A 25,473-nucleotide genomic window follows, 5' to 3' on the forward strand; every position below is an offset into this window, starting at 1 on the left:
ACAGGCGTCCGATATCTTGAAGTGGACAGATTACCTAACCCGCTTTCCCGTTTCGTCAATGACCTTCTCGCCATCCTCTTTGGTAAACGCTCCTTTCTGACCTTCCGGAAGAATATCCAGCACTATTTCCGAAGGGCGGCAAAGACGAGTACCGAGCGGCGTAACGACTACCGGCCGATTAATCAGGATTGGATCTTGAAGCATGAAATCAATCAACTGCTCATCACTAAATTTCTCTTCATCAAGACCCAGGCGTTCATAAGGTTCAGCGTTTTTACGCAGCAAGGCGCGCACTGTAATCCCCATATCTGAAATAAGTTTAATAAGCTCATCACGGGTCGGGGGAGTATCGAGATAATAAATTATTGTCGGTTCGTTGCCGCTGTTGCGGATCATCTCCAGCGTGTTACGTGAGGTGCCACAGGCCGGGTTGTGATAGATGGTAATATTGCTCATATCAATATCTCGCTACAAGGTGACAGAGAGCCGCCACGCCAGCACAGCCAGAGTGACGAAAAGCACGGGCAGGGTCATGATTATGCCGGTGCGGAAGTAATATCCCCAGGTGATGGTCATGTTTTTCTGTGCGAGCACATGTAGCCACAGCAGGGTTGCCAGACTGCCAATCGGAGTGATTTTCGGGCCTAAATCGCAGCCAATCACGTTGGCATAAATCATTGCCTCTTTGACGACGCCTGTCGCCGTACTTCCGTCAATCGACAGCGCACCAATCAGCACCGTCGGCATGTTATTCATTACCGACGACAGGAACGCGGTCAGGAAGCCGGTGCCGAACGTTGCTGCCCATAACCCCTTTTCTGCCAGCAGGTTTAGCACGTCAGACAGAGACTCCGTGAGCCCTGCATTGCGCAGGCCATAGACCACCAGGTACATGCCCAGTGAAAAAATAACTATCTGCCATGGTGCATCGCGCAGGACTTTTCCTGTGTTGATGGCGTGACCTCTTTTCGCCACTATGAACAGTACTGCTGCGCCAGTAGCGGCTATCGCACTTATCGGGATCCCAAGAGGTTCCAGAACAAAGAAACCGACAAGCAGCAAAAACAGGACAATCCAGCCCGCCCTGAACGTTGCCGGATCCTTTATCACACTGGCAGGCGTCTTCAGCAGCGAAACGTCATACGTCACCGGAATATCCCTGCGGAAGAAGAGATGCAGCATGACCAGCGTGGCCGTAATCGCGGCCACATCTACGGGGATCATCACGGAGGCATACTGCGTAAAGCCCAGACCGAAAAAGTCCGCCGAGACGATATTCACCAGGTTAGAAACAATGAGCGGCAGGCTGGCCGTATCTGCAATGAATCCTGCGGCCATGACAAAGGCCAGTGTCGTGCCCTGACTGAATCCCAGTGCGAGCAGCATCGCAATTACGATCGGCGTCAGGATCAGTGCGGCTCCGTCATTGGCAAACAGTGTAGCAACAGCAGCCCCAAGCAAGACTATCCAGCAAAACAAAAGGCGGCCACGTCCGTTACCCCAGCGGGAGACGTGCAGTGCGGCCCATTCAAAGAAGCCGGACTCATCGAGCAGCAGGCTGATGATGATGACCGCAATAAATGCCGCTGTCGCGTTCCAGACGATATTCCAGACAACGGGAATATCAGCGATATGGATGACTCCAGTTACCAGCGCCAGCACAGCCCCGATACTCGCACTCCAGCCAATACTCAGGCCTCCGGGTTGCCAGATCACCAGTATCAACGTCAGTAAAAATATACTCCCCGCCAAAAGCATCTCAGACTCCGTTATATATGATTATGTGAATTTGTTTTCTTTTCTCAGCAGGAGGTGCAGGCTGATTTATCCAGCCATTTACACAAATCCTCCCGCATACACTGCCAGGACGTCGTGATTGTCTCAGCTGCCCATGCCGGTATGTGGGGTGACAGACGATAGTGGATCCATTTGCCTTCACGACGGTCCAGAACCAGCCCGGCCTCACGAAGGATAGCCATATGTCGCGAGACTTTGGGTTGTGATTCGGAAATGGCTGCGCAGATATCACAAACGCACAGTTCTCCTGACTCCCGGAGAATCATGACGATGGCGAGCCGAGTTTCATCCGACAGGATTTTGAAAAGCTGAACAGGTTGTAGCATTTTTCACTCCGTTCCCTTTAGAATATATATATGATAAATCATATGTGTTAAATTTGAAATCATCTACTCTCTCCGGAGGAGAAAAATGGAACAATTTCCTGCCCTTAATATTGAATTCTTTGATCAACACATCGCTGAACGCCTGAACCTGCAAGCGCCACCACGGATTCTTATCCTGTATGGCTCAGTAAGAGAGCGCTCCTACAGCCGCTTTGCCGCGGAGGAAGCCGGTCGTCTTCTGACTGCAATGGGCGCGGAGGTGGAATTCTTTAACCCCTCTGGTTTACCCCTGCCTGATGATGCGCCAGACACGCACCCTAAGGTCACCGAACTACGCGGCCTGGTCAGATGGTGTGACGGGATGGTGTGGAGTTCCCCTGAGCGGCATGGGACGATGAGCGCGGTGATGAAGGCGCAAATAGACTGGATACCCTTAAGTGAAGGAGCGGTTCGTCCTTCGCAGGGCAAGACACTTGCAGTGATGCAGGTCTGCGGTGGTTCGCAGTCCTTTAATGCGGTGAACCAAATGCGCATTCTGGGCCGATGGATGCGGATGTTCACTATCCCCAACCAGTCCTCCATTGCTAAGGCATGGCAAGAGTTCGACGAAAACGGCCGAATGAAACCTTCGTCATGGTATGACCGTATCGTCGATGTAGCCGAGGAGCTGTTTAAAATCACGGTGCTGCTTAAGGGACAAACTGGTTATCTTGCAGATCGTTACAGCGAGAGAAAAGAGAGCTATCAGGAGCTTTCATCCCGTGTCAATCAGGACAAAATTTAACGTATATTTTTCGTGAATCCATACTGCATGAGATTAATAACATCCACTATAGCACAAAGGAGATATCCCATCCTGTGTCAGAATATGAAAAACTACCTTGAGGTGAACTAGTAACTCTGGTTATGACGTGGCGCTTGCGCGTCATGATGCAAAACTAATTTTGATGTTTAATGAAATCCTGGTTGCACCCAAGCTAAGCGCTTCATGCTAAATTTTAGGCGAAGGAATAACAGAAGTCCTGTCCATTGCGTGTTATAACCGAGGTTGAAAACCGGCACACTGGCGGTTGAGAGGCATCGCATGAAATTACAAATCACAAGAGCAATTGGCCTCAGTAAGCTCTCTCCACGTTGGGTTAAGGTTATCTGCTTACGGTTAATTAAAAATGATATTGAACGCTCTCTCAACGCTCTTCTGGTCAAAATTGATGAATCTGAACTCTCTACGGAGCAACTTAAAGCGTTTAAGGAATGCGTTGAAAGAATTAACCTGGCACGGGGTAAGGGGATGCAGGCGTGAGCATTTTTAATTAGCATTTTTCGATGCTGCATTGGTGATGATGGCTTTTATCCAAAAAATTTCGCAGGCGAATAGTAGTCTAAGCGTTTGATAAAAGGTAAGCCCAAACCGTATATGCGCGGCGCGTTTGCTGCGCAAGAAATGGTTACCAGGTCAAATCTGTTTTTCAGTGTGACGACTCAACTAGATATCACCACCCACAGTCCCTATCTCGTCTTCTTTCTCATCAAAAGGAGAAAAAACTTTTAGGCACCCAAATAGGCCCCTAAGAAAAGTTGAACTAGCAGTTATTCAAATTAATTCAATGAATTACACAACCAATTCAGACTCCGCCAGCCCACCAAAATTCTCCATCGGCGATCACCAGAGTCGACTGATGAAGTCCTGAAAGCCCGCATGGCGCAAGCCCTGCGGGCTTTTTTGTACCCTCAATATGTCCCGCGAAGTTCATAAAATATCCCGGCGACACAGCAACATCACGCCATTAAACATTATTTCTCTCATGCTCAATGAGCCATTCTTTGCGTGAAATCCCCCCTCCGTAACCTGTCATCGCGCCATCTTTTCCAATTATCCTGTGACAGGGGATCACAATCGCAATCCGGTTGGCACCGTTAGCGGCAGCGACGGCGCGCACAGCATTTGGCTTATTAAGCCGTAGTGAAATGGCCTGATAGTGTGAAGTTTGTCCATAGGGAACAGCACGCAACGCATGCCAGACAGATTGTTGAAAATCACTGCCCGGGGCATCTAAAGCGAGATCAAACTGTCGGCGCGTTCCGGCAAAATACTCGTCGATCTCTTTTACTGTCTGTCGGGTATGGTTGTTTTCGCCGGTGACGATTCTGGCGTTAAATAAACGCTGTATATCGCGGAATTCTGTTTCTAACATCCGGCGATCGGTAAACTCCAGCAGACAGACTCCCCGCTCTGTCGCGCAGACAAACATCGGTCCAAGCGTCGTGGTGAACCGGTGAATGACTATCACCTGGGTTGCCTGAGTCGGCGCTGCGCCAGTAAGCCGCTTGTAGGTGTAACCAAACCCGCTCAGGGATTCATAGCCATTGTCCAGCGCAACGTCAGTCGCCGCTCGTCCGCTTTTCAGCTCCTGCAAGGCAACGTTCACCCGCTGCATTCGCTGAAAAGCCTGAAAAGTGATGCCGTGATGTTGCAGGAACCAGCGTCTTACCCGCTCCGGGCTGATTCCATGCTGACGAAGCTCCGCGTCTGCTACACGGGATTTAATATCGCGCCTGACAAGCGCAAGCGCCTGCTCAACGAATAATGGCGCGCTGTGCGCATTTTCAGCGGGCCTGCAGACCTTACAGGGACGAAAGCCGTCCGCCAGGGCAGATTTGGCATCTTTATAAAATTCGACATTTTCACGTTTGGGCTTTCGCGCCCGGCATACCGAAATGCAGAATACGCCAGTGGTTTTGACGCCAACAAAAAACACGCCAGTATATTCTGAAGAACGTTCAAGTAATGCCTGATACCAGATATCGCATAAATTCTTATCGGTTATTTTCATCACAAAAAAGTCCTTCAAACGTCTGACGCGCTCGGATCGCATGCATGACATCAGTCAACGTTGACTGCATCGCTGAATGAACAAAATTGCCCATTGAAATGCGGCTTGCCCCGGCCCGTTTCAGCCTGTCGAATGACGGTAGATCGGGCATACACATGACATTCAGGGGCAATCCCGTTGCCTCTGCTATGAGGCTAATGTCTTTCTCTGACGTCAGGCAGGGAACAAAAAGGCCGTCGGCACCTGCAGCTTTATAGCGTTGACCCCGTAATATCGTCTCCTGCAACGCGTCTTCATGCCCGAGCAGGTACGTGTCAGTCCGGATATTCAGAAACAGACGATAATCTTCCCTTCTCAGCATATTGCACACTGCTCTCAGGTTACGGGAAAAATCAGAGGCATCGTCAAGCTGACGAACCCCGTTTATGACTCGGCTGTCTTCGAGATTAACGCCTGCGACGCCTGTCTGAGCAAGGCGCCGCAGATTGTCTGCTATCTCTTCGGCTGAATCACCATACCCTGCTTCCATGTCAACGCTCAATGGCAGGTTGCTGACAGCCCGGATCCGGGTGACCATATAAAATAACTCATCAAACGGCATTCCCTGGCCGTCGTCATATCCCAGTGTGGACGCTATAGCTGCACTGGACGTTCCCAGAACCTGGTAGCCTGCTTTTTGCGCTGCGACAGCACTGGCGGCATCCCAGACGTTGGCGATAAGAAGAGGCTCATGCTGATAGTGGCGTTCTGCAAAGTTCATATTCATATCCTCTCGATAGATTGAAAATGAATCTAAGCACTCAGGAAGAACCTCACAACCGAAATTCAGACGACCATTTTTTAGCAAAAGTCGTCTGAACATGGGGAGCGGAACAGACCAAACCTTTTAAGGTCAGGTTCTGGCTTCGAGCATGGCAAGAACCGCCCAACGTGCCGCATCGTCTGCGATATTTTCCGGCAGCGCATCAGCCCGCAGCGTGATATAAGCATCAACAGCCTTTCTGAGGGCCATGCTGACGGAATCACGATCGTGCATTGCCAGCGTGGAAGCCAACAGGTCATCAGGATCAATGCTGAGGAATTCGATGCGGCGACCCCCACGTTGCGGTAGATTTGCTCGACGGTACAGCATAGGTCCCAGCACTTGCTCCCGGAAGAATGCCAGCATGCCTATCGCTTCAAAGAGTTCTCCCCTTCCCAGTTTCACCACCGCGTAATGAAGCCAGATCCAGGCTCGGGACTCAAACCACTCCGGCGTCATATCAGGCCAGTTAGCGCTAAATTTTGCCAGTTGGCGCTCCAGAGCGGTGTTATCACGGGTAAATAACACCACGGCCTCCTCAACGCGCTGAGTGAGCATTTCCAGGGTGACAAATTTCAGATCGACATGAAGGAGTTCGGGACCATACAGGCAGATAAGCAGACGAGGCTCTCCCACATGTTCCCCGGTGAAAGCATGGAGCAGGTGACCCAGTGTTCCGGCGAACACAATACGCTGAGCCATGATTTCGTCATAGTAGAGAGGCTCTACCACAACGACAAAATCAAGATCGGAGTATTTATCAAACCCGCCATGAACAAGCGAGCCGCCAGCGAGAAGGGAGTGAATCCGCGAATCAGCCTGAAATTTAAGCTTAAGTTGCTCTGCAAAACTTCTGTGTAAATCGGGTAACGTACTAAGCATACTTTTTCCTGTTCACAAAAAAGACAAAGCATTACAGGATATCGCGCAGTGAACAGGCAGGCCAGATATTTTTTGCAGGAACAATAATGTCCTAAGAGGGTTCTCCCGATGCGTTATATTGCCCTGTAAATTCGGAGAAATTTCTGACCATCGTCGATTACTCGGATATCTGACTAACATAGTCGTACCAGTAAAGGCATCAAAGCAGTCCTTATGAGATTATATGGACTCTATGAGTCGGCCAAAACTCACCATGAAAATCATTGGATATGGCATAAACGCAAAAATTGTTTTTGACTTGCTGTCTATTGATAATAATCCTGCTTAAAACGCCAGGCTTTATACGTTAATTTGAGGGGGGTCATCCAACAGAAGATACCAAAGATAAACACTACAGCAATGCATGATGAGATGATATTTTCTCGGGAAGCAAAGCATACCCCCAGGATGAACAGAACCGTAAGTACGACGGAAAGAATGATTGTCCCTTTAAACCGATTTGAAAGCGCAGGAAGCAAAATATCCAGCGTCGAATGCTGAGTATCCACATAACGTTTAAGCTTTTGCAGCTCTTCTTTTGTGAAACCCGACCTAAGCAACGCTTCTTCTGTTATCGCCATAACATTCCTCTCCTTCTAATCAGAGCCAGTATACTGTGGTCTTTGCAAAAAAACCGACCAACGGGCCAGTAGTTGATATTGTTAACCTCCTGACATTGACAAATATCAACACCCTCTCTCTCCCTCCTGTGCAAAATTACCCACACCACCCAGCGCTACGGAATAGCCGCTCAACCCGGAAGGAACTCCACCATGTACAGACCTATAACCGTCATAATATTCATTCTCCTGACGCTCGCCGCCCTCGCGGAAATAGGCTTTTTATCCTTTGGATAATCCTCAGGCGAAATCCCCCTCATCAGGGCACATTGATCTCATTACAGTTTTTTCCTAAAGCCATCCCGCTTCGCCTGTGCCATGCTGAATCACGCTCATAACCGATAACGTTAAATGAGGATATTATGAAAAAAACAATTATCGCATTATCTGCCGTTCTGCTGGCTTCCCCAGTATTTGCTGCGACCACACATGCAACTGACGATACCGTCGCGGCGGCGAACGCAAACGCCAACGAGGCGAAGCAAAAACTGCACGAAGAGCAGAATAAAGGTGAAGAGCTGAAGCTGAAACAGAAGCACGCTGCGGAAGGTAAAAGCGAAAGCTTTGGCAGCAAGGTCAGCGAAGATTCCCAGAAAGCCTGGCATAAAACCAAAGAAGGCACCGAGAAAGGGTGGGATGCCACCAAAGAAGGCGCTGAGAAAGGCTGGAACAAAACCAAAGAAGGTGCCAGCGAACTGGAAAAGAAAGTCACTGAGTAATCCCTTCGAAAGGCCGCATACGCGGCCTTTTTTATTCCCTCCCACCCTGCTTCCTTAAGGCTAAACTTGTTTCAGGAGGGCACCGTCATGAGCCACAAAGAAACCGCACCAGAAACCCAGGGCGTTACCGTTGAACTGCTTTCCATCGTCGATCTGGGCCCGGAGATCGCAGGCATGGACGGTCGACAGCTTCGCATGCGCAGGGTGACGCTCGCCCCCGGCGCGGTCTTTGGTCCGGTGCACGATCATATCGATCGCCCCGGTACCATTTTTATCCTTGAGGGGACCATCACCGATCATCGTAACGGTATCGCCACCGATTACGGTCCCGGCGTCGGGTGGCCGGAAGACCATAATACGGTCCACTGGCTGGAAAATCGGGGCCCGATCGCCGCCGTCGAAATCTCGGTGGATATCGTTAAAACACCCTGACGCACAAAAGTCGAATAGATCCCGGGGGTGACGCGTTTACTCCCTGCCCCCTTAAAAGAGATCCTGAGATGCTGCGACGCCTGGTGATAGTGCTGATTTTGTTTTGTCCGTGGGCGTTAGCTGCCCCAAAAAGCTACATTATCGACACCGATAACACCGCCATTCGGCTATCGTGGCATGCCTTCGGCGGCATCCTCTCATGGGCGACGTTCAGCGGCGTGACGGGCGCCGTGACGCTCAACCCGGAAAACGACGTCGACGATCATATTCACGTCACCATTCCCGTAGCAACTCTGGTGGCATCAAACAAGCTGCTTACCTGGCAGCTGAAAAGCGATATGTTTTTTGATTCTGAGCACTACCCGACTATCGAGTTCATCAGCTCTCGCGTGGTCGCCTTGGGTGACGGACGGTTCAGGGTGTTCGGCACGCTGACCGTGCGTAACATTGCCCGCCCGGTGCTCCTGGAGGCCGTGGTGAAAGACCCGCATGCGCAAGTCCTCACCCTGGATGCCACCACGGCGATCTCGCGCGCGTCCTACGGGATGGATAAGTTTGCGCTGGTCGTGGACGATCGTATTGCCATCGCCATTGCGATTAAGACAAACGACGTGCCGTCATCCTGAAATGAGCCGCTGTAGCTGCTCCGCATTTCCCCGCAGGTGAGACGGCGGATTGCGACCAATCAGGACAAACTGGTAGCCCGCCTCCTGCCACCACGCCAGGTTCATGCTGTGCCGCTGCTCCTGGCGCAGAGAGGCCCTGGTCTTCTCGTCAACAGGAGAAATACAGAGCGCCATCGGGCCGTAGTCGGCGTTGATCCAGGCAATCTGCGCGATAGAGGTGGTTTCATAGCGCAGCATTCGCACCATCTTCAACTCTGCCCCATGCAGGACTAGCTGCGACATGTGCAGCTTTATGCCGATATCCTGTGCGGCCCGTTCCAGCCCGCGCTGCAGTAACGGCGTTGCGCTGTCCATATCCAGCAGCGTCTCGACGCTGTACAGGGACATATATTGCGCTTCGAGGTCGCGAATATGGGCGTTCTCATCCGCTGGCGCGGAAGCGGGCCGCAGCAGATAGCCCAGCCCGGAGCCGATCATCAAAAAGCTGATCGATGCGGCAATCAGCGACCGCCTGCTAACGCCAGGCGCCGTGGAGGACTGTGGTTCGGGAATAGCAGCCAGACGCGCCTGCATTGTCTCCAGAGGCGCGTCATCCAGCAGGGAGGCAAACGCCCCGGCGTAATCCTGGCTGCTTTTCATCAGTTCGTTGGTTCGCCCGGCGAGGCGTTCATCACGTTTCAACTGTTCTTCAAAATGCTGCGCGTCGGCGCGGCACATCTCGCCATCTATCCATGCCACGATAGCGTCGTCGTTATAGGGCGGTGCAAAACGGTGCGCGTTCAATAGCGTTTCTCCTTTACCGGAGGCAGTGCGTCAGCGGACCTGGCAAGCCGAGCCCGTGCCGTTGCCAGCCGGCTCATCACGGTACCGATCGGCACCGCCAGGGTGTCCGCCGCCTCCTGGTAGGTAAATCCTTCGACATAAACCAAAAATACCGCGTTGCGCTGGGCTTCAGGCAGCGTGTTGACGCGCTGCATCACCTTAAGGTAATGCAGACGCGTCTCATCCTGTTCGCGGGTGTCCGGTGCCAGAAGCTCGTCGCTGGCCACAAATCCCTGTCCCTGACGCAAGTGTCGAGCCCGAAGCTCAGAGATCCAGATGGAGTGCAGTATCGCGAACAGCCACCTGTCGATGCGCGTGCCAGGCGTATACTGGCTGCTCCTTTCAAGCGCACGCACGCAGGTGGACTGAACCAGCTCTTCGGCGATATCCCTGTTTCGCGACAGCACCAGCCCATAGCGCCAGAGACGCGACAGATGTGCGGCTAACTGTTGACGAACCTCACTGGTAGCGATGGGCTTTCCCTCCACGAGAAAATCAGGATTCCGGATGTCCGTTAATGGCGGCCTGCAGGTCACGGTATTCCTCGCAGGACTGGCCACAAATACCGGCAATGACCTTCAGCTGTTCTTTCGCGAGGTCAGGACGTCCTTTTACCATCCACGCTTCACCGAGATATTCCCGGGCTTTGGCATAATCCGGAGCGATAGCCAGCGCACGCTGATAGTAACCAATGCCTTCGTCCGTGCGGCCAAGCTTGCGCGTGGCGAACCCGCGATAGTTCCACGCTTCAGCCGTATTGCCATTTTTCAGCGAATCAAGCAGATTCAGCGCCGCCTGGTACTCTCCTTTCTTCGCGAGATGGTACGCATAGTTGGTTTTGTCCTGGTCGCTGAGGCTGCTGCTCTTGTCCGGCACGCATTTCTGAGTAGCGCTGTCATACACCTGTCCGGCAGGACAGTCGGGCGTTTTGCTCTCGGTACTATTATTGCCCATCGCCAGCGCCAGTGGGGACAGCAGGGAAAAAATCAGCACCGGGATCAAACGAAACGAGGTCGTGTTCATATAAAGCTCCAGGGTGAGTGGGGAGTGACGTCAGTAAACGTCCGACTGATGAGTTTTATTCATTCTCCCCGTAAATTTTTTGCTGTCGCGAAATCATGCTGACGTTGTAGCCCAATGAAAATAAATCAGGTTATTCATCCTCACCTTAACGTTATTATTTCGCGTGATAGCAGAGTTTTCACCTCACATAAGAATATATTTTATAGTGCAAGTGACATAATATATTTTATATCAAAAACGTTACCTTAACTTAAATGAACATTAAGCAAACCTAAAGAATATCGTTTTACATTATATTCAAAACATTCCCTACCAATTATCGCAGTGCGTAAACCACGCTAAGAAAAAACATTACACACTAAAATTAAAGTCATATAAAACAAAGGATTGCACCAACCTAATTATTGACGACATCACTATACCAATGCCTTCCACCTTGTTTTCGCACTTATTTGCGAAAGCTTAATTTGCACAACCCATGTTTTCTGTCTATATCAATTTTATATCCTCAAAAATAATTCCTCTATTAATTACAGGGTTTTACAAAACATAAAACACGAATAAAACGGTTCTCTTTCATAAAAAATTAGATTCGCTCTGATGTTGCCACTCTGAATCCTGGCGGGCATCGTGCGCGCTAAAAAAACGGTCAGTGCTGCGTTATAACAGCGACTGCGCCGGGGGCGCCCTTTACCTTCTGCAGAGATGGCTCGTCTTGCTCGCCGTTTATGACACATCTGCTGGAGTAATAACTAAATGAGCCAAATCTCTGTTATCTCGAAACTTACTGGCGTAGAAACGAAAATGGAAGGCACACAGGTCACGCTGAGCCATTCCTCCATCGTTGAGCTTCACGTCGAGCGAGCGAGTGTCTCCCACTTCGCGCGAAGTGGTAACGATCTGCTGGTTACGCTGCACTCCGGCGAGGTGATCACTGTAAAAAATTTCTACGTCACGGACGCGCAGGGCGTGAGCCAGCTGGTACTGCAGGACAGCAACGGCGCGTTATGGTGGATTGAAGATCCAGCCGGGGCCGCCACGTACGAATCTATCGCGTCTACGAACGTACTGCTTGCGGCGTCAGGAAGTGATGCCGGTGGTGCCGCCTTCTGGCCATGGGCCCTCGGCGGCATTGTCGCTGCAGGCGGTATCGCGGCTGCGGCAAGTACCGGCGGCGGTGGCGGAGATGGCGGTAATAACAATAGTACCACCCCCCCCGTCGATCCTGCCGATCCGGACACAACGCCGCCGAATGCACCTTCCGGTATTAAGTTCTCTTCAGATGGCAAGACCGTTACCGGTACCGCCGAACCCGGCAGCACTATCACGCTGAAAGACGCGAACGGCAATGTCGTTGGCACCGGAAAAACGGGCAGCGACGGCAATTTTACCGTCTCCCTCGGAACACCGCTGACCAACGGCGAGCAGGTGACTGCCACCGCGACGGATAACGCCGGGAATACCAGCCCGGGCACAACGCTCAACGCGCCGGACATAACCGCGCCCGATGCGCCAACGATTGGCAGTGTAATCGACGATATTGCCCCGCAGACGGGGACGGTGTCCAACGGCGGCAGCACCAACGATCAGCGCCCACAGCTTACCGGCACCGGCGAGGCGGGCTCGACCGTGACGATTTATGACGGCGGAGTCGCTATTGGTACGGCAATCGTCGCCAGCAACGGCACCTGGACCTTTACTCCGTCAGTTGACCTGAGTGAAAGCACTCACCAGATTACCGTGAAGGCAACCGACGCCGCCGGCAACACCGGGCCAGCCTCACCGGTGTTTACTCTTACGGTGGATCTTACTCCGCCGGACGCCCCGACCGCGATTGTGCTGACCGACGATACAGGTCTTATCAGGGGGACCATTACGTCGGGCGCGCCTACGGATGCTTCACTGCCGCTCCTGGCGGGAACGGGCGAGCCAGGAGGAACCATCACCATTTATGATAACGGCGTGGCGATTGGCACAACGACGGTGCAGCCCAACGGTACCTGGAGCGTTACGCCAAACGCTCCGCTGCCGGACGGGACACACTCCATAACCGTCACTGAAACCGATGCGGCCGGAAACCAGAGTACGGCATCAGCACCTGTCACCTTTACTGTGGATACTACCCCGCCGTCAGCCCCTGGAAACCTCGTCGTTTCGAATGATGGCGGCACCATCAGCGGCATTGCAGAGCCGGGCAGCACCGTGACTATCCGTGAAGGCGGCGCACTCGTTGGCAATCCAGTTGTTGCCGATAGCCAGGGTAACTTCAGCCTGACGCTGACCCCGCCGAAGCTCAACGGCGAAATCCTGACCGCTGACGCCACCGACACGGCAGGCAACACCAGTCCAACCACCTCCGCGGCGGCACCGGATATTACCCCGCCGCAGACACCGGTTATCATATCTGTGATTGATGACGTGCAGGCCACCACAGGCCCCGTGGGCCCTAACGGGCTTACAAACGACCGGGCGCCAACCGTTAACGGAACGGGTGAAGCTGGCTCGACCATCACGATCTCCAACGGTAGCGATGTCCTCGGTACGGTGGTTGTTCCCTCCTCTGGCCAGTGGAGCTTTACGCCGCCCACACCGCTGACCGATGGCACGTACGTGCTGACGGCAACGGCGACGGATGCCGCCGGTAACCAGAGCGGAATATCAACCGCATGGACAATTAACGTCGACGGGACGGCACCTGACGCCCCGGTGATTTCACAAGTCGTGGACGATGTGCCCGGTGGAATTGTTGGCTTACTCGGCCCAAATGCCACGACCAACGACGCCACCCCGACGCTCAGCGGTACCGCCGAAGCAAACGCGACGATCAGCCTGCGCGTGGACGGTGTTGAAATTGGCACAACCGTTGCCGATGGTCTCGGCGCATGGACCTTTACGCCGTCCTCGCCAATCGGTGAGGGTCCGCACGCCCTGACCGCCGTCTCGACCGACGCGGCAGGTAACACCAGCGGCGTCTCCAACACCTGGACGCTGACAATTGACAGCGTCGCGCCTGCTGCCCCGGTTATTACCCAGGTGCTGGATGATGTGCCGGAGCGCCTCGGCGCGCTCAACCCCAACGACAGCACCAACGACACCACGCCGACGCTCAACGGCACGGCTGAACCAGGCTCGACGGTCACCATCCGCCTGGATGGCACCGTTCTTGGCACGGCCCCGGTCGACAACAACGGCGTGTGGACCTATACCCCCACCGTGCCGCTTGGGGAGGGGCCTCATACCTTTACCGTTGTCGCCACCGATGCGGCGGGCAACACCAGCCAGCCGTCAAGCGGCTTCACCCTGACCGTCGATACCACACCGCCAACGGCTGCCACCATTGCCACCGTGACCGATGACGTCGGCGGCGTTCAGGGCCCGCTCACCAGCGGCGATACCACCGACGACACCCAGCCGCTGCTGCAGGGCTCCGCTCCGGCGGATGCGGTGATCACCGTCTATGACGGCACAACCCTGCTCGGCACCGCTTCCCTCGACGGCAGCGGCGGCTGGAGCTTTACGCCGGTCACCCCGCTCACCGACGGCCCGCATTCCCTGACGGTTCACGCCACGGATGCCGCCGGCAATACCACTATCTCCAGCCCGTTTGTATTGACGGTGGATACCGTCGCACCTGCCACGCCGGATATCCCGGCAATTACCGTCAATCCTGACGGCGGCACAACGCAAACGCCGCTGAACCCGGGAGAAATCACCCGCGACACCACGCCGACCCTGAGCGGTACCGGCACGGCGGGCGATACCGTGACGATCTACGGCAACGGCGTCAAAATCGGCGACGCTGTCGTGGACAGTGCTGGCAACTGGTCCTGGACGCCGCCATCCCCCCTGGCCGGCGGCACCTATGACATCACCCTGACCGTCACCAACGTGGACGGCACGGGCAACGAAAGCGCCCCGTCGCAGCCGGTCACCATCACCATTGACACCGACCCGCCGGCTCCCCCTGCGGCACCGATCGTCACCGACAGCGTCACCCAGATCACCGGCCCCGTTCCCGATGGCGGCACCACCAACGATCCGCGCCCGGTGCTGAGCGGCACCGGTACGCCGAACGACGTTATCAACATCACTGACACGGTCAACGGCGGCACGCCGACTATCGTTGGCACCGTCACGGTAGACAGCAACGGCAACTGGAGCTGGCGCCCTGGCAGCGACATTGCGGAGGGCAGCCACGTCTATACCGCCACCGCCACCGATGAGGCAGGCAACGTCTCTGACCCGTCGCCAGCGATTACGATCACCGTAGATACCGTGGCGCCGGATACGCCAGTGATTGGCGCCGTGGGCGGCGAGCCTAACGGGGGCTACATCACGGATACCACGCCGACAGTGGGCGGAACCGGCGTTAACGGTGAGACAGTGATCGTCTACAACAACGGCGTCGAACTGGGCCGTGTCGTGGTCGCTAACGGAGAATGGAGCCTGACGCTTCCAGTGCAAACGGACGGCCCGCTGAACATTACCGTTGCGGGCGTGGATGCGGCGGGCAACGTCAGCGCGCCGAGTGCGGTCTTTACCGTCACGCTCGATACCGCTGCGCCTGAGATTCCGCAAATTAATGCCGTTTCAGACAGCCAGCTCACCAACAACGTGCTCTACACCCGCGACGGCACGCCGACCCTCACCGGAACCAGCGAACCCGGCACCACCGTTATCGTCTCCATCGACGGTACCCCGTCGGGCGTGCCGGTCACGATACAGCCGGACGGCAGCTGGAGCTGGACGGCAGGCACAACGCTGTTGGATGGCCCGCACACCTTCACCGTCTCTGCTACCGACCCTGCGGGTAACGCCTCCGGAAACTCTACGCCGCTGAGCGTGACGGTGGACACCGCCGCACCTGCCGACCCGACCAACATGTCCCTGGCACAGGAGGGGACCCCGTTGACCGGTAATGCCGAAGCGGGAACCACCGTTACCGTGAAAGACAGCGGTGGGACCGTCATTGGTACCGGCGTTGTCGCAAGCGACGGCAGCTTCTCCATTGCGCTGAGCCCGGCGCAGCTGGATCCGACCACGCTGATCGTAAGCGCTACCGATGCCGCAGGAAATGCCAGCCCTGGCGCGTCCTTTATCGTTACCGATTCACCGCTCGACCTGCCGCAGGTGCCCGTCATCACGGCGATCAACGATGACGTCGCCCCAATCACGGGCGATGTGAAAGACAAAACCACCAACGACACCACCCCGACCCTCACCGGTACGGCTCAGGCGGGGAGCCAGATCGCTATCTACCTGGACGGTAGCGCGACGCCATTGACGACAGTCACTGCCGACGGCAGCGGCAACTGGAGCTATACGCCAGCCGCGCTTGGCGAGGGGCTACACACCTTTGAGGTGACCGCGACCCTCAATAACCTGACCAGCGGCCGCTCTCCGGCGGCCAGCGTTACCGTTGACCTCACCGCACCGGGCACGCCGACAATCGGCGCCGTAATTGACGACGTCGGCCCAGGCACCGGTCCGCTGACCAGCGGGCAGACCACCAACGACAACCAGCCGACCCTCACCGGCACCGGCGCGGTGGGCGATACCATCTCCATCTACAACAACGGCGTGCTGCTGGACAGCGTGGTGATCGGCAATACCGGCACCTGGAGCTACACCACGCCCCCTCTGGCAGAGGGGAATAACGTCCTGACCATCCGCGAGACAGACCCGGCGGGGAATCAGAGCGGTCCTTCTGCAGGCTTCACCGTCGTGGTGGACTCCGTTTCCGCCACGCCGGTCATCACCAACGTTACGGACAATGTCGGTAACGCTGCCACCACGGTGGTCAGCGGCAGCGAAACGAATGACGCCACGCCAACCCTTACAGGGACAGCGGACGCAAACAGCGTGGTCACCATTTTCGACGGCGGCACGCAGATTGCTGTGGTCACGGCTGACAACACAGGTATCTGGACGTTTACCCCTGACACCGCGCTCGGCGAAGGCTCGCACAGCTTCACCGTTCGGGCGACCGATCCGCAGGGCAACGTCAGCGCGGTCTCAGCCCCCTGGAGCGTGGTGGTTGACCTGACGGCACCGACGGTTCCGACGCTGGATACGGTAAACGACAACGTCCCTGGCGGCGTCACGGGCAACCTCACCAGCGGCCAGGTGACCAACGACAGCACCCCAACCATCAGCGGTACCGGGCAGGCGGGCAGCACTATTCACATCATGAATAACGGCACGCAGATTGGTACTGCAACCGTTGACGGAGGCGGCAACTGGTCCTTTACGCCGACCGCGCCGCTGGGCGACGGCAGCTACGCCCTTCGCGTCTATGCAACGGATGCGGCAGGCAACGCCTCGGCGAACTCATCGGTCTTTGCCTTTACCGTTGATACCGCAGCCCCTGGCGTACCGGTGGTGACCAGCGTAATTGACGATGTCGCGCCCGTCACCGGGACGCTCACGTCGGGCAACACGACCAACGACGCGCGTCCGACCTTCAACGGCACGGGCGACGTGGGTGCCACAGTGCACGTGATCGTTGATGGCAGCGAAATTGGCACGGCGGTGGTGAATGCCCAGGGCAACTGGACCTTCACCCCGGGCACCGATCTGGGCGACGGGCCGCACGCAATCACCTTCAACGCCACCGACGTGGCAGGCAATACCGGCAGCACGACGACGCCGTTTAACCTGACGGTGGATACGGGCGTACCGTCGGCGCCGGTCATTTCGACCGCGGGTGACAACGCGGGCAGCATTCAAACCCCGCTCTCTTCCGGGCAGAGCACCGACGATACCACGCCGACGCTGAACGGCACCGCGACCGCCAACGCCACGGTCACCGTTTATGAAAACGGGCAGCCGGTCGGCACCGTTCAGGCGGACGGTACCGGGGCATGGAGCTTTACGCCGTCAGCGCCGCTGGCCAGCGGCAGCCATACCTGGACCGCCACGGTCACCGATGCAGCGGGCAACGTCAGCCCGACCTCGCCGGACTTTACCCTGATTATTGATACCGCGGCACCGAACGCGCCGGTTATCAGCCAGGCGATAGACGACGTGGGCATCCTCACCGGCCCGCTCACGTCCGGGCAGACAACCGACGACACCGTACCGCGCCTTGTCGGGACCAGTGAACCGTTTGCCACCGTGAAGATCTATGAGGGAACCACGCTTGTCGGAACGGGCACCGCGGATAGCGGCGGGAACTGGAGTATCTTGCTCACCACCACGCTGGCGAGTGGTCCGCACAGCTTTACCGCGCAGGCCACGGATGCGGCAGGCAACACCAGCGTGTCCTCCAGCAGCTTCAGCCTCACTGTCGACACCACGCCGCCTGCGCTGCCGGTGCTGACCAGTATCGTGGATGACGTGGGCAATGCGGCGACGCCGATTGCCAACGGCGGGATCACCAACGACGCGCAGCCAACGCTCAGCGGCACGGCAGAAGCGGGTTCCACGGTGAAAATCTTTGATAACGGCGTGCAAATCGGCAGCGTGACGGCGACCGGTGGGGCGTGGAGCTTTACGCCATCTCCGGCGCTGAGCAACGGCGCGCACAATTTAACCTTTACCGCTACCGATGCGGTAGGCAACGCCAGCGCGCCCACCGCCGGGTATGTGATTAACGTCGATACCCTCCCGCCAGCCGCGCCGGTCATCAGTTCGGTCATTGATGATGTCGGCAGCGTCACCGGGCCGGTGACCGGTACGAATCCGACCAACGACACGCGCCCAACGCTGAGCGGGACAGCCGAAGCGAATGCCACGGTGCGGATCTACGATGGCATCACGCTGGTGGGTACGGTGACCGCCGATGGCAGCGGCAACTGGACCCTGCCGCAAACTACCACCGCGCTGGCGGAAGGCACGCATAACTTCACCGCCACGGCCACCGATGCGGCGGGCAACACCAGCGTGGCGTCCGCCGTGACGACGATTATCGTCGATACGATCGCGCCAACGGCACCGACCGGGACCTTCAACGCTGACGGTAGCGTCCTGTCCGGGACTGCGGAAGCAGGCAGCACCGTCGCTATCCGCCTTGCGGACGGCTCGACGGTGACCGCCACTGCGGGCAGCAACGGCACCTACAGCTACACCTTCATTAACAAACAGACCGAAGGCCAGACGCTGCAGATCACCGCCACCGACGCCGCTGGCAACACCTCGCTGCCGGGCTCTGCCCTTGCGCCGGTGGTGCCGCTCTCCGCCAGCAATAACGTCGAAGAGCTGAACCTCAGCACCACGGCAACCGTGACCAACAGCCAGTACAGCGATTACGGCTTCCTGCTGGTCGGCGCCGTCGGCAACGTCCTGACGCTGCTGGGCAACGATACCGCCCAGGTGAACTTCACGGTGGGCAGCGGCGGCAGCGCGGATATCGTGGTGAACGCCAACGCCACGGGGGCGGTGCTCTCTCTGCTCAATACCCTGGAGCTGGTGGTTCAGCATTACGTCAACGGCGCCTGGACCACCGTGGTGGATACCGGCCAGCCGCAGTTTGCCGATCTGCTGACCCTCGGTGCAACCGGCGTCTCACTGAACCTGACCGGGCTGGCTGACGGCAACTATCGCGTGCTCAGCTACAACACCAACCTGCTGGCGACCGGCTCCTACACCAGCCTCGACGTGGCGGTGAAAGAGACCGGTCCGGGTACGGTCACCGGTGAAACCAGCCTCAACGGCAACGTGATCCTCGATACGGATCCAACCGCCGGCAGCGACAACGCGCCAGCAGGGACCACTATCTCCGCGGTCACTAACGCCCAGGGCGCCACCACCAGCGTGAACGCCGACGGCACGGTGATTCAGGGCCAGTACGGTACGCTGACCATTAACCGCGACGGCAGCTACACCTACAGCCTGACCGACACCAGCGCCGCGGTCATTGGCCGCACGGAGAGCTTCACCTACACCATCACCCATAACGGCGTCAGCGCGTCGGCACAGCTGGTGCTGTCCTTGGGTGCCGGTACGGTAGTCAACGGTATTGTCGCCGTTGACGACACCAACGCCCTGACCTTCGACACCAGCGTGCACGAAGTTAATAACGGCGCCTCGTCTCAGAACGGTTTTACCCTGGTGGGCATTAATCTCGGCAACACGCTGGGGCTTAACCTGCTGGACGACATGACCAACCCGATTATTTACAACGTGGAGGAAGGCACGACCCGCACCATGACCATCCAGGCCTCCGTGGGCGGCGTGGCGCTGGCGTCGGTATTCGATCTGTACGTCTATAAGTTCAACAACGCGACCCAGACCTTCGAGCAGGTTCGCGTCGAGTCGGGCTGGCTGCGCGCCCCGCTGCTGGGGGGCACGTCACCGCAGCTGACGCTAAATCTGCCTGCCGGGGAGTACCTGTTCTTACTCAATACCGCATCGGGGATCGCCGTCCTGACGGGCTACACGCTGAGCGTCCTGCAGGATCATGTCTACAGCGTGGCAAGCATCAGCGAAACCACCACGGGCGACGTGCTGGCGAATGACCCGGTTCCAGCGGGCACGCTGGTTACGGAAGTGAACGGCGTGGCGGTCAACAGCAGCGGCACCACCACCATTCAGGGGGAATACGGCACGCTGACCATCAATGCGTCCGGTCAGTACACCTATACCCTGAGAAGCGGCGTGGGGGCGGACCATATCAGCACGCCGGATACCTTCGTTTACACCGTTACCGCGCTTGACGGCTCGAAGGATACGGCATCGCTCAACATCACTCCAACCGCGCAGGCAATGAATGCGGTCAACGATGTCAGCGCCACGATGGACCTCACCTCGGTGCATCACACGTCGGTCTACTCGGATACCACCGTGGGCGTCGCCAGCTGGACGACGGCCCTGTTCTCATCAACCCAGGGCAGCGGAAGCGGAACCTTCGTGGTCGACCCAAACACCGCGCTGCACAACGCGTCGCTGCACTTTAGCGTGACCTCGGGGCTGGCGCTGGGCGGACTGACGGTGAACTGGTCCATCAGCGACGGCTCGGGCGTCATCCGCAGCGGCTCCTTCAGCGGCGGCTCGCTGCTGGGCGGCAGTATCGACGTTCCGTTGACCGGGCTGGATCTCAACGCCGGGACCTATACGCTGAACTTTACCGGCAGCGTCCCGGGGCTCAGCGTGGGGACCATCACCATCACGCCAAGCGTGAACGGCACCACCTACTCGCTGAGTGATTTTGACGTCACAGGCAGCCACACCGTCAACGGCAACATCTTTGACGGTACCGACTCTGGCGGCGTGCTGGATCAGCTCCACTCGGTGGATACCCGTCTGAGCGTGACCGGTTACAACGGCGTGACCACCACGCTGGATCCGTATACCGGCAGCGCAACGGTGAACATCACCGGCCATTACGGCATCCTGGCGATCGGCGCAGACGGTCATTACACCTATACCCTCAACAGCGGGGTATCGCTCTCAACCATGACCTCGAAGGAGACCTTCAACTACACCCTGACCGATGCCAACGGCAACACGGACAGCGCCACGCTAACCATCAATATGGCGCCGCAGTTCATCAGCTCGGAGCATAACGACGCCATCACCGGTACGGCCTACGGCGATACGCTGATTTACCAGGTGCTGAACAGTACGGTGGGGAATGCCACGGCGGGTAACACCAGCAGCGCCGGAGGCGATCACTGGACCGGGTTCTCGCTGGCGCAGGGAGACAAGATCGACATTGGCGATCTGCTGGTGGGCTGGGACGGTAATACCGCCTCGCTGGGGAATTATATCCATGTCACACAAAGCGGTAGCAACACTGTGATCTCCATCGACCGTGATGGTGCGGGGTCCACCTACACTAATACCACGCTCGTTACGCTTGATAACGTTCAGACCACCTACGACGAGCTTGTTAACCAGCAACACATCATTACCTGATAGCACCTGCAAGAGATGACCCGGGCGCACAGCGCCCGGGCATAACAATAAAGCTTTACTTATTTTATTAGGGACATGACATGGGAATGAAGATGCCTTACTGGTGGCTCTCGTGCTGCCTGATATCTGTGCCCGCTTTCTGCGCAAATCCGGCGGCAACCATCAATACCGGACAGCTTCGCGAAACGCAGGAACTCCCCTCACTCAACGGGCGCGTGGCCCCGGTAGCAGGCAACGCCGCTCCAGGTTCATTGCAGCTTGGCGAGGCCGTCAACCGCGCCGTTACCTGGCACCCGGCCATCAGCGAAGCCGTGGGCAAACTCTACCAGCAGAGCGAAGAGGTGGACGTCGCGAAATCAAAATACTATCCGCAGATTAATGCCGGCGTGGACAACGGTTATTCCCACGACGGCGATCAGAACGGCTTTACGCCGTCGCTGGTGCTTTCTCTCTCACAAATGCTCTACGACTTTGGCAAAGTGGCCAGCCAGGTGCGCGCCGAAAGTGCTGGCGTTGCCCAGCAGCAGGCCAACGTGCTGGTGAGTATCGACACCATCGCCCACGATACCGCCGTTGCCATGGTACAGGTGCAAACCTGGCAGCAGATGGTCGACACCGCCAAAGAGCAGCTTGAAGCCCTCTCTTCCATCGGCACGCTGACCCGCCAGCGTAACGACGAGGGCGCCACGTCGCTCTCTGACGTGGTGCAGACCGATGCGCGTATCGAAGGCGCTCGCGCCCAGCTGATGCAGTACCAGGCCAGCCTGGACAGCGCCCGCGCCACGCTGATGAGCTTTCTCGGCTGGAACAGCCTGAACGCGATCAGCAATGACTTTCCGCAAAAGCTGGCCCGCAGCTGCGATGTCGCCGAGCCGGACGACCGTCTGGTTCCCGCCGTTCTCGCTGCCTGGGCGCAGGCTAACGTCGCCCAGGCTAACCTCGACTACGCCGATGCGCAGATGACGCCAACCGTCTCACTGGAGCCGGAGGTGCGTCACTACATGAACGATCGCTACGCGGGCAGCGAAACGCGGGATCGCACCCAGTATTCCGCATGGGTGAAAGTGCAGATGCCGCTCTATCAGGGCGGCGGCCTCACCGCCCGGCGTAACGCTGCCGGACACGCGGTGGAGGCGGCGCAGTCCACCATTCAGCGCACGCGCCTGGATGTCCGCCAGAAACTGCTGGAAGCCCGTAGCCAGGTGATGAGCCTGCAAAGCACGCTGCAAATCCAGGGCCGCCAGGAAGCCCTCAGCGCCCGCACCCGTGAGCTGTACCAGCAGCAATATCTTGACCTCGGCTCGCGCCCGCTGCTCGACGTGCTCAACGCCGAACAGGAGGTCTATCAGGCGCGCTTCACCCAGCAGCAGACCCTCGGTCAGCTGCACCAGCTGCAGCTCAACTGCCTGTATAACACCGGGCAGCTGCGTCATGCGTTCGATCTTGATAACCGCACCATCCAGACCGTGGAGATCCAGCCATGAAGCAGCGTGATATCCCGCAAGGTGAAAACATGACGGATGAGGCGCTGGCGCAGTGGGCGCAGGCCTTTGGCTTTATCGCCACGCGCTACCGCGTCGCCTGCTCGCCCGGCGCGCTGATCGCAGGCGCACCGTGGCTGAAAGGCAAACCGATGGTACCCGCCCTCACCCAGCTGGCGCGTGAGGCGGGGTTGTCGTTTCAACTGCTCACCGCTGACCAGCAGTCGATCAACAGCTGGCGTCTGCCGGTGGTGGTGGCGCTGAATGACGGCCGGGTCGGTGCGATCGAGCACTTCGACGGCGATGACACGCTGGAAGTCAGCTTTTTCGGCGATGAGACCTACACCAACCGGCTGTCGATGACGGCGATGCTGCCCGCTATCCGCCACGTTATTGCCCTGCGTCCACTCGCCGCGCTGAAGGACAGCCGCGTGGACGCCTATATCTCAAAATACCGACCGGACTGGCTCTACCGCCTGGTGATGCGCGATCTCCGCCCCTACAGCTGGGTGATGCTCGCCGCGCTGTTTATCAACGTGCTGTCGCTTTCCGGGATCGTCTTTTCCATGCAGGTCTATGACCGGGTGATCCCCGCCCAGTCCTACCCGACGCTGTACGTCCTGACCATCGGGGTGCTGATCGCCACCCTGTTTGGCTTCGTGCTGCGCGTGGCGCGCGGCCACATTATGGATCTGCTCGGCAAGCGCTCGGATATGCGCGTTTCGGATCGCGTCTTCGGCCACGCGCTGCGGCTGCGCAACAGCGCGATTCCCCGATCCACCGGGAGCTTTATCTCACAGCTGCGCGAGCTGGAGCAGATCCGCGAGATGGTCACCTCGTCCACCATCTCGACGATTGTCGACCTGCCCTTCTTTTTACTGTTCGTGGTGGTGCTGGCGATCATCGCCCCACAGCTGGCGTGGATCGCCCCGGTCGCGGCGGTGATCATGGTCCTGCCCGGCCTGCTGCTGCAGAAAAAGCTGGCGGAGCTGGCAAAGCAGTCGGCCCATGAATCAACCCTGCGCAATGCGGTGCTGGTGGAGAGCGTGCAGGGGCTGGAGGACATCAAGCTGATGCAGGCGGAAAACCGCTTTTTGCAGCAGTGGAACAGCTATATCCAGATCACCGCGGAATCCGGCCTGCGCACCCGCGAGCTGACGCAGAACCTGATCAGCTGGGGGATGACCATCCAGAGCCTGGTTTACGCCGCCGTGATTGTGGTCGGCGCGCCGATGGTGATCGACGGTACCCTGACCACCGGCTCGGTGGTCGCTGCGTCGATGCTGGCCTCCCGCATGATCGCCCCGATGGCGACGCTGTGCGGCGTGCTGGCCCGCTGGCAGCAGGTTAAAGCGGCAAAAGAGGGGCTGGACAGCATCATGCAGCTCCCCACCGAAAACCAGCGCGAGGAGACGCCGATCCGCCAGGACGTGCTGCGCGGACACTATCTCTTCGAGCAGGCGCAGTTCCGCTATCAGCCGGACGATCCGCGCATGGCGCTGCGCATTAACCGCCTGGAGATCGTGCCGGGTGAGAAAGTGGCGATCCTCGGGCGCAACGGCGCGGGCAAATCGACCCTGCTGCAGGCGATGGCGGGCGGGATGGATCTGGCGGCGGGCGAGCTGCGGCTCGACGGCTTCAGCCTGCCGCATCTCGACGTGGCGGACGTGCGGCGCAACGTCGGCTTTATGACCCAGAACGCGCGGCTGTTTTACGGCACCCTGCGCGAGAACATCACCCTCGGCATGCCGCGCGCCACCGACGAAGAGATCTTCGAGGCGCTGGAGCTGACCGGCGCGGCGGGCTTCGTGCAGAAGCTGCCCAAGGGGCTGGACTACCCGATCATGGAAAACGGCGTGGGACTCTCCGGCGGGCAGCGTCAGTCGATTCTGCTGGCGCGGATGCTGCTGCGCGATCCGAATATCGTGCTGATGGATGAACCCACCGCCTCGCTGGACGAGCATACCGAGCGGGAATTCATCCAGCGCCTGGGCGACTGGCTCGGGCACCGCACCCTGATCGTCGCCACCCATCGCGTACCGGTGCTGGAGCTGGTGGAGCGCGTGGTCGTGTTGAAAGAGGGCATGCTGGTGATGGACGCGCCAAAAGCCCAGGCGCTGAGCAACAGCCGTATGCAGCAGCAACAGCAACAGCAGCAACAGGCAGCAACCGGACGGGAGTGGAAAAATGAAAATCAGTCAGCGTGACGTGGC

At 57.6% G+C, this 25,473-nt stretch carries 18 protein-coding genes; 8 read left to right on the forward strand and 10 right to left on the reverse strand.

Annotated elements, in window-relative coordinates; all coding sequences use genetic code 11:
• Positions 1 to 30: 30 nt before the first annotated feature.
• From arsC to BM007_RS09070, 3 genes are read right to left on the reverse strand one after another with little or no spacing between them, the layout of a single operon-like run.
• On the reverse strand, positions 31 to 456 hold the full coding sequence (gene arsC, locus BM007_RS09060) for a glutaredoxin-dependent arsenate reductase (RefSeq protein WP_024274588.1): 426 nt from the start codon (positions 454 to 456) through the stop codon (positions 31 to 33).
• 12 nt (positions 457 to 468) lie between these two features.
• Positions 469 to 1,758 carry an arsenic transporter gene (locus BM007_RS09065; RefSeq protein ID WP_090418280.1) on the reverse strand — a complete coding sequence of 430 codons (1,290 nt, stop codon included), beginning with the start codon at positions 1,756 to 1,758 and terminating at the stop codon, positions 469 to 471.
• 44 nt (positions 1,759 to 1,802) lie between these two features.
• Positions 1,803 to 2,123 carry a metalloregulator ArsR/SmtB family transcription factor gene (locus tag BM007_RS09070; protein WP_032938043.1) on the reverse strand — a complete coding sequence of 107 codons (321 nt, stop codon included), beginning with the start codon at positions 2,121 to 2,123 and terminating at the stop codon, positions 1,803 to 1,805.
• A gap of 85 nt (positions 2,124 to 2,208) precedes the next feature.
• Here BM007_RS09070 and arsH point away from each other — a divergent pair, with 85 nt between their 5' ends.
• Together arsH and BM007_RS09080 are read left to right on the forward strand one after the other, a co-directional pair.
• On the forward strand, positions 2,209 to 2,907 hold the full coding sequence (gene arsH / locus BM007_RS09075; protein WP_032938044.1) for an arsenical resistance protein ArsH: 699 nt from the start codon (positions 2,209 to 2,211) through the stop codon (positions 2,905 to 2,907).
• Positions 2,908 to 3,207: 300 nt separating this feature from the next.
• Positions 3,208 to 3,426, forward strand: coding sequence for a hypothetical protein (locus BM007_RS09080; RefSeq protein ID WP_010434242.1), 219 nt, complete (start codon positions 3,208 to 3,210; stop codon positions 3,424 to 3,426).
• A gap of 484 nt (positions 3,427 to 3,910) precedes the next feature.
• Here the strand turns inward: BM007_RS09080 and BM007_RS09085 are convergent, their stop codons facing one another.
• The 4 genes from BM007_RS09085 to BM007_RS23005 all read right to left on the reverse strand — a co-directional run bounded on the left by BM007_RS09085 (position 3,911) and on the right by BM007_RS23005 (position 7,261).
• Positions 3,911 to 4,957: a bifunctional transcriptional activator/DNA repair enzyme AdaA gene (locus BM007_RS09085; RefSeq protein WP_090418283.1), complete on the reverse strand. Its 1,047-nt coding sequence runs from the start codon at positions 4,955 to 4,957 to the stop codon at positions 3,911 to 3,913.
• Positions 4,941 to 5,717 (reverse strand): isocitrate lyase/PEP mutase family protein, encoded by a 777-nt coding sequence (locus BM007_RS09090; protein WP_090418286.1) that lies wholly within the window; start codon positions 5,715 to 5,717, stop codon positions 4,941 to 4,943. Before BM007_RS09090 ends, BM007_RS09085 begins: the two co-directional genes overlap by 17 nt.
• Before the next feature lie 132 nt (positions 5,718 to 5,849).
• Positions 5,850 to 6,641 carry a hypothetical protein gene (locus BM007_RS09095; RefSeq protein ID WP_090418289.1) on the reverse strand — a complete coding sequence of 264 codons (792 nt, stop codon included), beginning with the start codon at positions 6,639 to 6,641 and terminating at the stop codon, positions 5,850 to 5,852.
• 305 nt (positions 6,642 to 6,946) lie between these two features.
• On the reverse strand, positions 6,947 to 7,261 hold the full coding sequence (locus BM007_RS23005) for a hypothetical protein (RefSeq protein WP_061714591.1): 315 nt from the start codon (positions 7,259 to 7,261) through the stop codon (positions 6,947 to 6,949).
• 401 nt (positions 7,262 to 7,662) lie between these two features.
• Between BM007_RS23005 and BM007_RS09100 the strand changes: the two genes are divergently transcribed.
• The 3 genes from BM007_RS09100 to BM007_RS09110 all read left to right on the forward strand — a co-directional run bounded on the left by BM007_RS09100 (position 7,663) and on the right by BM007_RS09110 (position 9,077).
• Positions 7,663 to 8,019, forward strand: coding sequence for a hypothetical protein (locus BM007_RS09100; RefSeq protein WP_008502540.1), 357 nt, complete (start codon positions 7,663 to 7,665; stop codon positions 8,017 to 8,019).
• 87 nt (positions 8,020 to 8,106) lie between these two features.
• A complete protein-coding gene (locus BM007_RS09105) occupies positions 8,107 to 8,451 on the forward strand; it encodes a cupin domain-containing protein (RefSeq protein ID WP_090418290.1) in 345 nt (114 codons plus the stop codon).
• A gap of 68 nt (positions 8,452 to 8,519) precedes the next feature.
• Positions 8,520 to 9,077 carry a YceI family protein gene (locus tag BM007_RS09110; RefSeq protein ID WP_032645317.1) on the forward strand — a complete coding sequence of 186 codons (558 nt, stop codon included), beginning with the start codon at positions 8,520 to 8,522 and terminating at the stop codon, positions 9,075 to 9,077.
• Here BM007_RS09110 and BM007_RS09115 read toward each other — a convergent pair.
• From BM007_RS09115 to BM007_RS09125, 3 genes are read right to left on the reverse strand one after another with little or no spacing between them, the layout of a single operon-like run.
• Positions 9,069 to 9,860, reverse strand: a complete 792-nt coding sequence (locus BM007_RS09115) for an anti-sigma factor family protein (RefSeq protein WP_090418293.1) — start codon at positions 9,858 to 9,860, stop codon at positions 9,069 to 9,071. The genes BM007_RS09110 and BM007_RS09115 overlap by 9 nt on opposite strands.
• Positions 9,857 to 10,387 (reverse strand): RNA polymerase sigma factor, encoded by a 531-nt coding sequence (locus tag BM007_RS09120; protein WP_090418296.1) that lies wholly within the window; start codon positions 10,385 to 10,387, stop codon positions 9,857 to 9,859. The genes BM007_RS09115 and BM007_RS09120 overlap by 4 nt, the downstream gene beginning before the upstream one ends.
• Before the next feature lie 7 nt (positions 10,388 to 10,394).
• Entirely contained in the window at positions 10,395 to 10,922 is a 528-nt protein-coding gene (locus tag BM007_RS09125) for a tetratricopeptide repeat protein (protein ID WP_024908319.1), read from the reverse strand.
• A 756-nt stretch (positions 10,923 to 11,678) separates the two neighbouring features.
• Between BM007_RS09125 and BM007_RS09130 the strand changes: the two genes are divergently transcribed.
• The 3 genes from BM007_RS09130 (at position 11,679) to BM007_RS09140 (ending at position 25,467) form a co-directional block, all read left to right on the forward strand.
• Positions 11,679 to 21,779, forward strand: coding sequence for a BapA/Bap/LapF family large adhesin (locus BM007_RS09130; protein ID WP_090418299.1), 10,101 nt, complete (start codon positions 11,679 to 11,681; stop codon positions 21,777 to 21,779).
• Positions 21,780 to 21,859: 80 nt separating this feature from the next.
• Positions 21,860 to 23,263 (forward strand): TolC family outer membrane protein, encoded by a 1,404-nt coding sequence (locus tag BM007_RS09135; RefSeq protein WP_048992709.1) that lies wholly within the window; start codon positions 21,860 to 21,862, stop codon positions 23,261 to 23,263.
• The gene (locus tag BM007_RS09140; RefSeq protein ID WP_090418302.1) at positions 23,260 to 25,467 is read left to right on the forward strand and encodes a type I secretion system permease/ATPase; all 2,208 of its coding nucleotides are present in this window, start codon (positions 23,260 to 23,262) and stop codon (positions 25,465 to 25,467) included. Before BM007_RS09135 ends, BM007_RS09140 begins: the two co-directional genes overlap by 4 nt.
• Positions 25,468 to 25,473 lie beyond the last annotated feature (6 nt).

It is taken from the genome of Enterobacter sp. NFIX59 (assembly GCF_900113755.1).
In the GTDB taxonomy this organism is placed as follows: Bacteria; Pseudomonadota; Gammaproteobacteria; order Enterobacterales; family Enterobacteriaceae; genus Enterobacter; species Enterobacter pseudoroggenkampii.

Coding starts and splice junctions, on each gene's coding strand:
- arsC (WP_024274588.1), bottom strand. CDS start 456: ATGAGCAATATTACCATCTATCACAACCCGGCCTGTGGCACCTCACGT.
- BM007_RS09065 (WP_090418280.1), bottom strand. CDS start 1,758: ATGCTTTTGGCGGGGAGTATATTTTTACTGACGTTGATACTGGTGATC.
- BM007_RS09070 (WP_032938043.1), bottom strand. CDS start 2,123: ATGCTACAACCTGTTCAGCTTTTCAAAATCCTGTCGGATGAAACTCGG.
- arsH (WP_032938044.1), top strand. CDS start 2,209: ATGGAACAATTTCCTGCCCTTAATATTGAATTCTTTGATCAACACATC.
- BM007_RS09080 (WP_010434242.1), top strand. CDS start 3,208: ATGAAATTACAAATCACAAGAGCAATTGGCCTCAGTAAGCTCTCTCCA.
- BM007_RS09085 (WP_090418283.1), bottom strand. CDS start 4,957: ATGAAAATAACCGATAAGAATTTATGCGATATCTGGTATCAGGCATTA.
- BM007_RS09090 (WP_090418286.1), bottom strand. CDS start 5,717: ATGAACTTTGCAGAACGCCACTATCAGCATGAGCCTCTTCTTATCGCC.
- BM007_RS09095 (WP_090418289.1), bottom strand. CDS start 6,641: ATGCTTAGTACGTTACCCGATTTACACAGAAGTTTTGCAGAGCAACTT.
- BM007_RS23005 (WP_061714591.1), bottom strand. CDS start 7,261: ATGGCGATAACAGAAGAAGCGTTGCTTAGGTCGGGTTTCACAAAAGAA.
- BM007_RS09100 (WP_008502540.1), top strand. CDS start 7,663: ATGAAAAAAACAATTATCGCATTATCTGCCGTTCTGCTGGCTTCCCCA.
- BM007_RS09105 (WP_090418290.1), top strand. CDS start 8,107: ATGAGCCACAAAGAAACCGCACCAGAAACCCAGGGCGTTACCGTTGAA.
- BM007_RS09110 (WP_032645317.1), top strand. CDS start 8,520: ATGCTGCGACGCCTGGTGATAGTGCTGATTTTGTTTTGTCCGTGGGCG.
- BM007_RS09125 (WP_024908319.1), bottom strand. CDS start 10,922: ATGAACACGACCTCGTTTCGTTTGATCCCGGTGCTGATTTTTTCCCTG.
- BM007_RS09130 (WP_090418299.1), top strand. CDS start 11,679: ATGAGCCAAATCTCTGTTATCTCGAAACTTACTGGCGTAGAAACGAAA.
- BM007_RS09135 (WP_048992709.1), top strand. CDS start 21,860: ATGGGAATGAAGATGCCTTACTGGTGGCTCTCGTGCTGCCTGATATCT.
- BM007_RS09140 (WP_090418302.1), top strand. CDS start 23,260: ATGAAGCAGCGTGATATCCCGCAAGGTGAAAACATGACGGATGAGGCG.